An 11,847-nucleotide genomic window follows, 5' to 3' on the forward strand; every position below is an offset into this window, starting at 1 on the left:
TGTCGAGACTGACGTAAATCTGAGTCGTGGTTTGTATTCTACCCTGATTTCACGCTCTTTCTTTACAAAGTCCCATTAGTTGATGAATGTTTCTATTTCTGGACGGATTGAGCAAGCTAACGGTCGGCTCAGAGCAGCCAATGTTGGCGTTGCGATCGAGCAACAGGGCAACAGGTTATATCTACGGGCTACGCTGCCACCAAAACCTAATGCCACAAAAAATGAGCTATATCAGCAGCGAATTAGTTTGAGCAGCCAAGGAATTAGAGCTAACCCAATTGGTATTAAGGAGGCAGAGGCGGAAGCTCGTAAGGTGGGAGCATTGCTAGCCCGTCGTGAGTTTGACTGGCAACCATATCTAAAGTCTAAAGATGACCCCTGCTTGACAATCGCTGATTGGATCTCTCAGTTTGAAGCTGATTATTTTGCCCGTAAATCTCGTACACCCCAAACAGAGACAACCTGGCAGGGTGATTATCTCAAAATTTTTAACAAGCTGCCCAAGGATGTCACGTTGTCCGTTGAAGTTTTGAAGGAGACTATTTTAAATACAGCTCCAGACACGAGAACGCGAAAACGGGCTGTAATGGCTCTAACAGCATTAGCCAAGTTTGCTGATGTAGAGTTTAACTTCAAAAGCTTGGCTGGCTCTTACTCTCCTAGAAAAGTAACTCCCCGCAAACTACCTAGTGATCGGGCGATCGCCACAGAGTTTAATAAAATTCCTGCTGGTGATTGGCGATGGGCATATGGCATCTTGGCAACCTATGGATTGAGAAACCACGAACTATTTCACCTAGACTTCTCAAAATTCCCTGTCCTGTTAGTGCAGGACGGTAAAACAGGATCGCGGCGGGTATACCCTATTTATCCTGAGTGGGCTATCCAGTGGGAGTTAGAAAACGTGAACCTACCCAGATGCACTGGTAAAACCAATTCTGACTTAGGTAATAGAGTTACTCATGCCTTCAAGCGATTGGATATCTCATTTAACCCCTATGATTTAAGACACGCTTGGGCAGTTCGCTCGTTAGAGTTTGGGCTAGATGTTTCCCTTGCAGCTGCCCAAATGGGTCATAGCGTTCAAGTACACACTGACTTGTATCATCACTGGATTAGTGAAGAGGTGCATCAAAGGGCATTTAACATCTTGCTCAATAGACCAGATCGCCCCCATCCACCTGAAATATTTTGTGCCTAAACCTTGCCTAAAAACTTGACCTAGATTAGCGATAATCAGCCTTAATCAACGGCAATAGCTAAAAGGGTAAAAACCTTGAAACCGTTGCAAAACAAGGGTTCCATCCTATGAATATTTATGCTAAAGAGTGGCTCAAGGCAGATTTGAACTGCCGACCTTGGGCTTATGAGTCCCCTGCTCTAACCAACTGAGCTACTGAGCCAGATTTTTGACGCTTAACTATACTAACATAGCGATCGCACCATTGCACTTTCTGACAAAATTCTGAAGCTAGAATCGAATTCGATCCAATCTCGATTTAAATTGAGAGGACACCGAAATTTCTCTATCTGTTAAATTGGCATGAGCATAAACACAGATGTAGCTTTTTAGCAAGTCTGAACTATACTGTTGCTGCTCGTATTCATCCTTATGATTAAGGATTGGATTAAAAAAGATGAACATCTACGGCTTCCTCCAATCTATCGGGATCGCCAGCCCATATGGTTATGGTTGGCTATCAGTCATGTTTACCTTTGTGTTGGCATGGATAGTCACTTGGCAATTAATGCCAGAAGTGCGATCGTTCGCTTTAAAAGTAGGTTGGGCAGACCAGCCTAACGAACGACGGCTCAACCGCGAACCTTTGCCTAATGCTGGTGGTTTGGTAATTTATACTGGAGTGTTAGCTGCTTTAGTATTGGCAACGCTTTTGCGCCCCATAGTTATTGAAGGAGTGCTAGCTGAGGTACTAACAATCTTGTTAGGAGGCTCGATTTTAGTTTTAGTAGGATTCATCGATGACCAATTTGGCTTGCCACCTTGGGTACGCTTGTCCGTACAAATTCTGACAGCTTTTTTGCTCATTGCTAGCGATATCCGCATCGAAGCTAGAATATTTCCACCAATCGATCCGTTACTTTCGACTCTGATTACCGTACTGTGGGTAGTTGGAATTACGAATGCAATTAACTTGATGGATGGAATTGACGGTTTAGTAGGAGGAGTCAGCTTTATCACTTCTATGAGCCTACTAGCGGTCTCGGCACAATTTGCCACTCGAGCCGCAGCAACTTTACTCTTAGCAGCATTGGGAGGCTCAGCACTAGGATTTCTGCGTCATAACTTTCATCCTTCCCGGATCATCATGGGAGACGCTGGAGCTTATTTTTTTGGCTACGTGCTAGCGGCTACCGCAATTTTAGGTAGCTTAAAAGTTAATACTGTATTTGCTTTAGTACCAACAATCCTATTTCTGCTGCTACCAGTCATTGACACAACTCAGGTGTTTGTCCTGCGGTTGATGGCGGGGAAAAATCCTCTTAGTACTCCTGGTAAAGACCATCTACATCACCGCTTGTTGGCTACTGGCTTATCGCAACGAGCTACGGCGATCGCATTATGGTCTTTCACCGCAGTCGGGAATTGTTTAGCAATGAAACTCCAAGGTATGACCCCTCTCACTATCCTGATGACTATGCTCAGCATTGTCGCACTTCTAAGCTTCACCATCTGGCAAAGAATTAGGAAGGTATAAAGGGGGCTAGGGACAGTTATCAGTGACCAGTGACCAGTGACCAGTTAATTTCAACTCCTGGCTCCTGACTCCTAACTCCTTTCTGCTGATAACTGATAACTGATAACTGACTTCATCGGGGTAAAAAAGCCATTGGATTAACTGCTTTTTTACCTAGTGGATGAATTTCAAAGTGTAGGTGGGGACCAGTACTGAAACCAGTATTACCCATCTCGGAAATCTGCTGCCCTTGGTATACTGTTTGACCTTTATGAACGAGCAATCGCTTGTTGTGGGCATAGCGAGTGACCGTACCATCTGTGTGTTGAATATCAACCATATTGCCGTAGCCGCCAGAGTTCCAGCCTGACTTGATGACGACTCCAGCCGCAGCCGCAAAAATAGGTGTCCCCACCGGAGCAGCAATGTCAATTCCCCGATGCATCCTCCCCCAACGATAGCCATACCCGGAAGAAAGTTTCCCTCTAGCAGGCCACATGAAGCCCTTTTTGGAAATTATCGGTTTGGGTAAATAGGTATCTGCTGAATCTAAAGGTGGTAATGCTGGCGATACGTTTCGTTGCTGAATTGATTGGAGCGAATCTGTTGCATCTCTACCAATCGGTGCTGTTGCCAAGCTATCATCACTTTCATCTTCAGTTGGTTGCACTGAACGCTGCGGCTGTTTTGGTGCTTCTACTTGTAAAGTCTTGCTTGCTTGTTTGGAATTGAAGTTTCGCTCTGTTTTAAGTTCGATAGATGCAATCTGACGTAGCTTCCGCAACAAGCGATCGCCACTCGTCTTAGCAGCAGGTTGTTCTGCTGGTGTTGCTTGACTCAGCAATGGCTGGGTGCGATATCTCTGCTGTAATTTCTCGATATCACTACGTAAATTTTGGACGTAGCGATCGCTCAACTGTGCTTGTTCTGCTTTTGCTGATTGCTGCCGCTGAATTTCTGCTATCCCTTGAGGATTGGCTTCCACAACCGAATCATCTTCAGAAATGTTGCCACCCATACCAGCATTAGTATTGTTTTCCAGAGCTGCTGTTATTGGCTGCTGGCTCTCACTTCCCTTTGATGGCGAAATTGGCACGATCAGCTGTTGGGCGATCTGAATGCGGTTGGGATCGGCTAATTTGTTGGCGGTAATGAGAGTTGTCAGTGGTAGTCCGTGTTGTTGCGCGATCGCACTCAGCGTGTCTCCGGCTTTTACCTTGTAGCTAAGTGCCTGTAAGGGGACTAGTACCATTGGGCGATCGACCGCTATTTTTGGCAGACTTGCTGCTGTGTGCGTTTGTGCCAAAGACATGCGAGCTTCAGGCATTGCCTCCAGTACGTAAGGCATTGCCTCCCCACTTGCATTACCATGTATTGACTGTGGAGTTTGTAACTGAGGATGGAATGCTAGTAGAGATACTGCGGGTTGCAGCCCAGGATCGCTTGCTAGCGATGCCCCCATTTGTTCCTGGCTCGATGTCCCTGCCGATGCTTGCCACTCCTCAAACCCCAACTCCGCCGAACTATCTTCTTCCAAGCGATTCAATTTCTGTCTCAAGCGATCGATCGACCATCTTTGTCTGGCGATCGCTGCTTCTCGCTCGTCTAGTTGAGATACTAACGCTGCTGTTGATACGGTAATTTTACTTGCCTTGAGCTGGCGAATCAGGCGATTGACTCGCAAAGCTTGTAAAACTTTGGCTGTTTTCTCTGTTGGTTGCTTGGCTACAGGCTCAAATAACTGTGTCGCGTTAGTATGGCTTTGAGTGAATGCTAAAGGCACGGTTGCCGCGATTCCTGTTGGCACACCAATGCTGCTAATGGTTAAGCTCGCTCTAGTTGCTATCGGCATTTGACTGAGCGAAGGCTGATTTATGGCTATGGCTGGAGCGCTATTACTGATTTGGGTCAATAGCAGATTGGACGCTCCGGCTGAGAAAATAATGCCGATCGTGGCGGCTGAAGTCCGCACTTGCCGCTTGGCTTTAGAGGCTCGATCTGCTCGATCTTTTGCCCACGTTTGTTTCAACAATGACCTCCTGTCTGGAATAGCGCTTAACTACCTCTGTTCATTTGCTCTGGCGATCGCAATTGCGATACTACTACACGATGGTTTTGAGTGTTATCAAATCCAGTTTTTCATGCTGAGATAAATATGCTGAGGCAAGCTTACTAGGCATTTTTGATTTAAACAAGCTTACAGCCTATTGGCAAAAAAAATTAACGTTGTCTCCAGTCTGCTCAATATACTACAGTTGGGCGATTTCTACTTAAGGAGTAAGAACTGCCCAGAATATAGGCATTTTTTGTTTTGGCATATTTATTTTTTCTTTTACTGCTATTTAACATTTCTTTGGAAAAAGATTACGCCAATGTATTGAGTCATATTACTTATGTTCTCTATTACACATAGTCAATTTAAGTCAATTCCTGTAAGCCAACAAGTGTTGCATTTTACCAAAGCTGCGAGCTACACAGCCAAGGCTTAACTCTGAGTACAAAGACTCAAATCCTCAATTTATCTTCCTATGGGAGCTGTCAATCTTCTATAACAAGACAGATGAATGATGAAGAAAATGTATCATCGAAGGAGAGATTTTAGTCAAAAAATCTATAAAAATTTCTTATATCTATCTCAAGACTGAAAAGCTGATGATGAGAATTTATTAAAAATAGCTGTAAAAAAAAATACCTTTATTTAACTTAGAGTCAAAAAAATCAGAGAATATACGTAAGTCAGTTGTTAGTTATCAGTTATCAGTGGTAGTTGGTAGTTGGTAATTGGTGGTGCGTGGTGCGTGGTGCGTGGTGCGTGGTGCGTGAAGAAGGGGTGTAGGGTGTAGGTTGTAGTGGATTGTTGACTGGTCCCTGGTCACTGGTCACTGGTCACTGGTCACTGGTCACTGGTCACTGGTCACTGGTCACTGCTCCCTATACCCTCAAATAGCCTAATTGCCGACGGGCTTCAAACAGACCAACGGCGACGCTGACAGAAAGGTTTAGACTGCGAACGCCAGTTTGAGCCATAGGAATGTAAACTCTGGCGTGACAAGCAGAAAGGACAGATGGAGGTAATCCAGTTGTTTCGCTACCGAATAGCAACCAATCGTCAGCCTGAAATTGGTATTCGATGTAGTTCGATTCACCTTTAACGCTAAAGCCAACCCAGCGTCCCCCGCGCTCTAGATAATAGGTTTTGAAGCTGTCTAGAGATTCGTGGTAATGCAAGTTGACATATTGCCAGTAGTCTAAGCCAGCTCGTTTCAAATAGCGATCGCTAATTTCAAAACCCAACGGTGCAACCAAATGTAATTCTGTCCCTGTCGCCGCACAGGTACGGGCAATGTTTCCAGTATTGGGAGGAATTTGCGGGTGAACCAAAACGAGTTGAGGCATTTAAAAAGTCAAAAGTCGAAAGTCAAAAGTCAAAACGTTGAATTGAGATGCTGTCCTTTCGATAGCACGATTTGGCTCCAGATTCATAAATATATAGTTTTTTTAAATAAATGTAAATCGAAAACAAATGATTAAAAATTCTTAATATTTATTTGTCACTTGTCACTCGTCATTTGTCATTAGACCTCCTGCATGAATCAAAAAATCATGGATGTCATTCTGTTGGCGAAGCCTTCCCGAAGGGTACGCAACGCAGTGTAGTGAAGAATCTCCCAGATGTTTCGCTTCGCGTGTGGATGACAATTCAAGTATTCACGCAGGAGGTCTATTGGTAGAACAAATGACGAGTGACGAATAACTGATGAGTAATGCACTACACCATTGGCGACGAACAGAGCTTATCTTCCAGTTCTAACTCGCGATCGCTCATTGCTTGGATAGATTGCATGATAATGCTTCTTGGCTCAAAGCCGTATGCATGAAGTTTCAACCACTGCTGAGCGGTGTTCCCCTCGCGCAGAATTTTTTGTACGGGAGAAAGAAAACAATTGAAGCCGTTTTGCTTGGCGATCGCCCAGACTTCTTGATAAACTTCTTCAATCCAGTCTCTCGCTAAGATTTTTCTGCCGTCTTGCCAATGAGTTAGCTGAGCGTCGAGGCTAGAACGGGCGACTGCGCTTTCGTTAGCAGCAGTAATTGTCAACAAATCTTCAGCGCGGGTTGTTGCTGGTAGGGTACTCATTTCTAGCGGATCGAGTTGTGGATCTGCTATGAGTTGGCACAGCCGCGCTTCCAGTAAGGCAGTAATACTTAATAAAGCAATCGGATCGGTGACGAGATCGCAGATTCTTAATTCTAAACGGTTGAGGTCGTAAGGGCGGCGATCGCCATTCGGTCTTACCGATGCCCAAAGATGGCGCACGCTCTGCATTGTCCCTGCGGCTAACTGTTCCTCAACCCAACGAATATGATGAGCGTGGCTTTCAAACAGGGGGACGTGTGCGGGAGTTTGAGGAAAAACTGCCCAACGGGTGGAGTGATAACCAGTAGGTTCGCCGTCAATAAAAGGAGAGGAGGCGCTGAGGGCGAGGTACAGAGGTGCTTCGACGCGGATCAGACGACACGCCCGTAAAAGTACTTCTGGATCTTCAATCCCAACATTAATATGAACGCTAGCAGTAACAACTGTAGTACCGTAGGTCTTTTCAATATATTCATGGTATGGGTTATTCGGGTCGGAACGGTAGAAGCGATCGCTCCCCCCCAAAGATAAAGTACTACCAGGAATAAACGTGTAGTTGCCCAATCGCTGGAGATATTCCCGTATTTTGCGCCGAGGGCGCAGTAGTTCGCACAACTGGCTTTCGTATTGAGTTGAGGGAGACGTTATATACTCTACGTTACGGCTATCTGGCTCTTTGGCAAAATTCCCCTCTAAATTTGCCACGATTTTGTCTGAAAGACCGACGACATCTCCCGACGGTGTCCCCGTGTACATTTCAATTTCAAAGCCTTTTGATAGCAGCACTTGATTCTCCTCGGCTTGCAGTGAGTAATTCTTCCACTAACTCAGTGTATCTAGCAGCGGCAAAACTTTGCATCTACCCGAAAGTTCAATACCTGCGTTAGTTTGACATGACAAAGTTTCTATCCGTAGTTAGGTACACTTATATCTTTATTTCATCTTTCATCCCAGAAGGTAATGCCAGAAGGCAGCAGAGAAAACCCCCCTGGAATCGTTAGATGGCGGTTTAGCCTTGCTGTTGCCGTCGATTTAACTACCTCGCATCGACTCCTCTATAAAGAATCATATCGCTTTTCAGGAAATGAGCTGCGGATCGCTGTCAGCAGTTGATAAATAGCGCGGATAAATGAGGCTTGTCTGCCATTACTCCCGCTTTGCTTGCAAAAACTCTAGTTTGCGAGTATTCGTTAGCTCGTTGAAGAAACTTATGCGAAAAACGAAACGATTTCGATGGATACGCTATGCATTAATTGTAATTATGGTTTGCGGACTTGCTATTCTACCTCAAACGGTTCTATCTCAAGAAAGACAAATTTTTACAGTTAATAGCATCTTAGATGAACCAGACGGGAATATAGGTGATGGGAACTGTATTTCCAATCCTTCCCGCCTCTGTACGTTACGCGCCGCAGTACAGGAAGGTCAGGCAGTCAACCGTGCTGTCACCGTACCAGCAGGTTTGTACGAACTGAGTCAGGGACACTTAGATATCACCAAAAACTTAACCCTGACTGGTGCGGGTTCTGGAAAAACAAAAATAGATGGCATGTTGAAAAGTCGCGTGTTCGATATCGCTGACACTGGCTTTGCCTACATTGGTAAAGTCACAGTACAGTGGGGTAATGCAACCCCTGGCTTTGCTAGTCACTCCCACGGTGGGGGTATTCACAACCACGGGACGCTGATTTTAGTTGATAGTACAGTCAGAGCAAGTTCTATTAACTGGAGGTATGGTAACGTTTGGGGTGGCGGTGGACTTACTAATGCAAGTACGGGCAAAGCAACACTCGTGAACGTAACGATCGTGGGGAACTCTACATCTGGTGCAGGTGGGGGAATTGAAAACCTCGGCACGATGGATGTGTACAATAGCACGATCGCTAACAATCAGTCTTTCCGCTCGGCAACAAGTGGTGGTGGAATTGCCAATACTGGTACGATTCAGTTAAAGAATACGCTGGTAGCAAATAACTATGAGGGTGATAATTGCGACGGCACGATTGTCGATCTTGGTGGCAACCTATCAAGCGATGCAACCTGTGGCTTTCCTACCAGCCGAAGTAACGTTGAGATCGTACTAGGCGGACGTGACGATAATGATATGTTGCCAATCTACGCTGAGAGTCCGGCAATCGATCGCGGGATCGACGACCAATGCCAGAGTACCGATCAACGTGGTATGACTCGACCCCTAGACGGAAACAGAGATGGTGTTGCTACTTGCGATGTGGGTGCATACGAGTATCTCGCACCTCTATCAGAGGGAGTTGACACAATTACTAATTAATAGCCGTTTCAATTGGATGAAATACCTATGATGTAGGGGCGCACAGCTGTGCGCCCCTACCAATATTATGTACACAATCGAGAATTGCTATCAATAGATTGGGAATTTTGAATTAAACCCAAAATCCAAACCTACAATTTATCTTCTAGAGCGTCTGCGGAGGCGATCGATTGTGACGGCAACAATAATGACTAAACCCTTGACAACTAACTGCCAGAAGAATGACATATTCAACAAAGTTAGTCCGTTATTGAGGGTGGCAATGATTAACGCACCAAGCAGAGTTCCCCAGATAGTGCCAATCCCACCAGAGAAGCTGGTTCCGCCCAAAATTACAGCCGCGATCGCATCGAGTTCGTATCCATTCCCTAGCATTCCTGTAGCACTGTAAAGACGGCTGGCGCTCATAATTCCCGCTAAGCCGGAGAGCAAGCCACTGACACCGTAAACAAATAAAAGTACTCGCTTGACCTTAATTCCCGTTAGCCTTGCTGCCTGTTGATTGCCACCCACTGCATAGATCTGCATTCCCAAAATAGTGCGGCGGAGAATAAACCAGCTAGCTACCACTGTAAGCAACGCAATTACCACTAACCAAGGAACTGGTCCTAAGTAATTAATCCCGATCCAAGCAAAGTTGAGGTCGCGGTTGATCACGGTTGTACCGCTAGCAATTAAATAAGCAGCCCCTCGCAAAGCCGTGAGCGCACCTAGAGTGACAATGAAAGGTGGCAGGTCAAGAAAGGCAATTAAAGCACCGTTAATTAAGCCCAAACCCAAGCCTGCGAGTAAAGCAACGGGAACCGCCAGCCAGCCGACCCCTGGTATGAGTGATGTCAGTACGCCAACTACAGCTGTTACTCCCAGGATAGAACCAACCGAAAGATCGATTCCGCCCGTAAGGATTACAAACGTCATCCCTGTTGCTAGCACGATGTTGATCGATGCTTGCCGGAATATATTGACTATGTTGCCTGTGGTAAGAAAGTTAGGCGTGAGTAAGGCGAAGAGAATGCAAATCAGCGCCAGAATCGGGAGAATTCCTACTATCTGAAGCAGGTTACTTGCAGATTTACGCCTACCTCCCTTGGGGCGATCGCTCGATCTGCCTCGCATTGGTTTTGATTGGATTTGACTCATAATTTTTCTCCCTCAATTGCTCCGGTGGCGTAAGTCATAATCTTTTCTTGCGTAATTTTCTCGCCGTTGGTACTGTTTAGTTCGCCAACTAAACGCCCTTCTCGCATCACCAAAACGCGATCGCTCATCCCGATAATTTCAGGTAGTTCGCTCGAAACCATTAGAATTGCAACTCCTTGGGCTGCTAAGTCGCTAATGATGCGATAAATCTCGCTTTTTGCCCCAATATCTACACCCCTTGTGGGTTCGTCTAACATCAAAACTTGAGGCTTAATTGCCAACCATCTTGCTAGCAGCAGTTTTTGTTGGTTGCCACCAGATAAATCTAAGGCTCTAATGCCTAGTTCTGCTAGCCGAATATTAAAATTATCGACTGCGGCTGAGGCAATTTGGTTAATTCGTAATGGGCTGATCGTGCCTACTTTCGCTTCCCGTTTGAGCAGGTTCATTGCAATATTCTTGCGGCAGCTCATTTCGAGAAATAAGCCCTGTTCTTTGCGGTCTTCTGGTACGTAACCAATACCAGCCGCGATCGCATCGCTGGGTTGATTGATGTTGAGATGTTTACCATCTAAAATCACTTCACCACTTGTCTTGGGGTCAGCACCGAAGATTAACCGACATAATTCCGTACGTCCTGCACCTACCAGTCCTGCCAAGCCGACAATTTCTCCTGCGTGTAGTGTTAAACTTGCAGGCTGAATTTTGCCACCATCGCTAATGTTTTTTACCTCTAGTACGACTGAACCGATGGTTTTTCCGGGCTGTTTTTCAAACAAATCTTGCAAAGGTCTGCCTACCATCATTTGTACCAGGCGCTCGCTAGAGATCTCCTGGCGTTCTAAACTGCCTACGTACTCGCCATCTCGCAAAACGCTAATGCGATCGGCAAGCGCGTAAATTTCTTCCATGCGATGACTGATGTAGATAATGGCAATGCCGTTGTCTCGCAGCTTGCGAATTAACTCAAATAGTTGTTCTGTCTCGCGGTCTGAAAGCGCTGCGGTTGGCTCATCCATAATTAGGATGCGGCTATTGTCCTTGAGCGCCCGCGCAATCTCGACTTGTTGCTGTTCGGCAATTGAGAGACGAGACACCGTGTCTTCTGGCTGGAAACTCGCTCCCAAACTGTTAAGAACTGCTGCTGCTTCCTGATTCATGCGATCGCGATCGAGGAAATATCCCTTAGTTAACTCGCTACCCATGAAAATGTTTTCAGCTACAGTCAAGTTGGGGGCGAGATTCAGTTCTTGATAAATCAGGGCAATTCCGGCTTGCCTAGCAGCACTAGGATCGGAAATTTTTACTGGGTCGCCGTTAATGCGAATTTCACCTGCATCTGTGTCGTATGCCCCAGCCAGAATTTTCATCAACGTACTTTTACCCGCGCCATTCTCGCCCATCAGAGCGTGAATTTCACCAGGATAGACAGTTAAATTGACATTCTCCAAGGCAGTTACACCGTGAAATTTCTTGGTAATGCCTTGCATTTCTAACCGAGGGATGGGAGGGGATGTTGTTGTTGTCATAGGAAATGGGAGACAAGGGAGAGGGGGGAGACAAGGGAGAGGGGGGAGACAAGG

10 protein-coding genes and 1 tRNA gene are annotated in these 11,847 nt (G+C 45.8%); 4 read left to right on the forward strand and 7 right to left on the reverse strand.

Annotated elements, in window-relative coordinates:
- Positions 1-82: 82 nt before the first annotated feature.
- The gene (locus tag DSM107010_RS30560) at positions 83-1,201 is read left to right on the forward strand and encodes a site-specific integrase (protein WP_106169296.1); all 1,119 of its coding nucleotides are present in this window, start codon (positions 83-85) and stop codon (positions 1,199-1,201) included.
- 128 nt (positions 1,202-1,329) lie between these two features.
- Here the strand turns inward: DSM107010_RS30560 and DSM107010_RS30565 are convergent.
- Positions 1,330-1,403, reverse strand: a tRNA-Met gene (locus tag DSM107010_RS30565).
- 234 nt (positions 1,404-1,637) lie between these two features.
- Here DSM107010_RS30565 and DSM107010_RS30570 point away from each other — a divergent pair.
- Positions 1,638-2,717 carry an MraY family glycosyltransferase gene (locus DSM107010_RS30570; protein ID WP_015153906.1) on the forward strand — a complete coding sequence of 360 codons (1,080 nt, stop codon included), beginning with the start codon at positions 1,638-1,640 and terminating at the stop codon, positions 2,715-2,717.
- A 112-nt stretch (positions 2,718-2,829) separates the two neighbouring features.
- Here DSM107010_RS30570 and DSM107010_RS30575 read toward each other — a convergent pair whose 3' ends face one another.
- The 4 genes from DSM107010_RS30575 to gshA form a co-directional block, all read right to left on the reverse strand.
- Positions 2,830-4,725 (reverse strand): peptidoglycan DD-metalloendopeptidase family protein, encoded by a 1,896-nt coding sequence (locus DSM107010_RS30575; protein WP_127024697.1) that lies wholly within the window; start codon positions 4,723-4,725, stop codon positions 2,830-2,832.
- Between the two features lie 728 nt (positions 4,726-5,453).
- The gene (locus tag DSM107010_RS42535) at positions 5,454-5,579 is read right to left on the reverse strand and encodes a hypothetical protein (protein ID WP_258183998.1); all 126 of its coding nucleotides are present in this window, start codon (positions 5,577-5,579) and stop codon (positions 5,454-5,456) included.
- 48 nt (positions 5,580-5,627) lie between these two features.
- Complete coding sequence (locus DSM107010_RS30580) at positions 5,628-6,092, reverse strand: tRNA (cytidine(34)-2'-O)-methyltransferase (RefSeq protein WP_106169298.1); 465 nt, start codon at positions 6,090-6,092, stop codon at positions 5,628-5,630.
- A gap of 373 nt (positions 6,093-6,465) precedes the next feature.
- Positions 6,466-7,620 (reverse strand): glutamate--cysteine ligase, encoded by a 1,155-nt coding sequence (gene gshA, locus DSM107010_RS30585; RefSeq protein WP_106169551.1) that lies wholly within the window; start codon positions 7,618-7,620, stop codon positions 6,466-6,468.
- 174 nt (positions 7,621-7,794) lie between these two features.
- On the opposite strand from gshA, the gene DSM107010_RS38880 reads away from it, so the two are divergent.
- Entirely contained in the window at positions 7,795-7,947 is a 153-nt protein-coding gene (locus DSM107010_RS38880; RefSeq protein ID WP_158631903.1) for a hypothetical protein, read from the forward strand.
- 97 nt (positions 7,948-8,044) lie between these two features.
- On the forward strand, positions 8,045-9,124 hold the full coding sequence (locus tag DSM107010_RS30590) for a choice-of-anchor Q domain-containing protein (protein WP_106169550.1): 1,080 nt from the start codon (positions 8,045-8,047) through the stop codon (positions 9,122-9,124).
- A gap of 138 nt (positions 9,125-9,262) precedes the next feature.
- Here the strand turns inward: DSM107010_RS30590 and DSM107010_RS30595 are convergent, their stop codons facing one another.
- Complete coding sequence (locus DSM107010_RS30595; protein ID WP_015153911.1) at positions 9,263-10,264, reverse strand: ABC transporter permease subunit; 1,002 nt, start codon at positions 10,262-10,264, stop codon at positions 9,263-9,265.
- Positions 10,261-11,793, reverse strand: a complete 1,533-nt coding sequence (locus DSM107010_RS30600; protein ID WP_106169552.1) for a sugar ABC transporter ATP-binding protein — start codon at positions 11,791-11,793, stop codon at positions 10,261-10,263. The genes DSM107010_RS30595 and DSM107010_RS30600 overlap by 4 nt, the downstream gene beginning before the upstream one ends.
- Positions 11,794-11,847: the final 54 nt, after the last annotated feature.

Source organism: Chroococcidiopsis cubana SAG 39.79 (assembly GCF_003991895.1).
GTDB classification, from domain to species: domain Bacteria; phylum Cyanobacteriota; class Cyanobacteriia; order Cyanobacteriales; family Chroococcidiopsidaceae; genus Chroococcidiopsis; species Chroococcidiopsis thermalis.

Bases quoted from the DNA above. Each gene is read 5' to 3' on its own strand.
- DSM107010_RS30560 (WP_106169296.1), top strand. From the start codon at position 83: ATGAATGTTTCTATTTCTGGACGGATTGAGCAAGCTAACGGTCGGCTC.
- DSM107010_RS30570 (WP_015153906.1), top strand. From the start codon at position 1,638: ATGAACATCTACGGCTTCCTCCAATCTATCGGGATCGCCAGCCCATAT.
- DSM107010_RS30580 (WP_106169298.1), bottom strand. From the start codon at position 6,092: ATGCCTCAACTCGTTTTGGTTCACCCGCAAATTCCTCCCAATACTGGA.
- DSM107010_RS38880 (WP_158631903.1), top strand. From the start codon at position 7,795: ATGCCAGAAGGCAGCAGAGAAAACCCCCCTGGAATCGTTAGATGGCGG.
- DSM107010_RS30590 (WP_106169550.1), top strand. From the start codon at position 8,045: ATGCGAAAAACGAAACGATTTCGATGGATACGCTATGCATTAATTGTA.
- DSM107010_RS30595 (WP_015153911.1), bottom strand. From the start codon at position 10,264: ATGAGTCAAATCCAATCAAAACCAATGCGAGGCAGATCGAGCGATCGC.
- DSM107010_RS30600 (WP_106169552.1), bottom strand. From the start codon at position 11,793: ATGACAACAACAACATCCCCTCCCATCCCTCGGTTAGAAATGCAAGGC.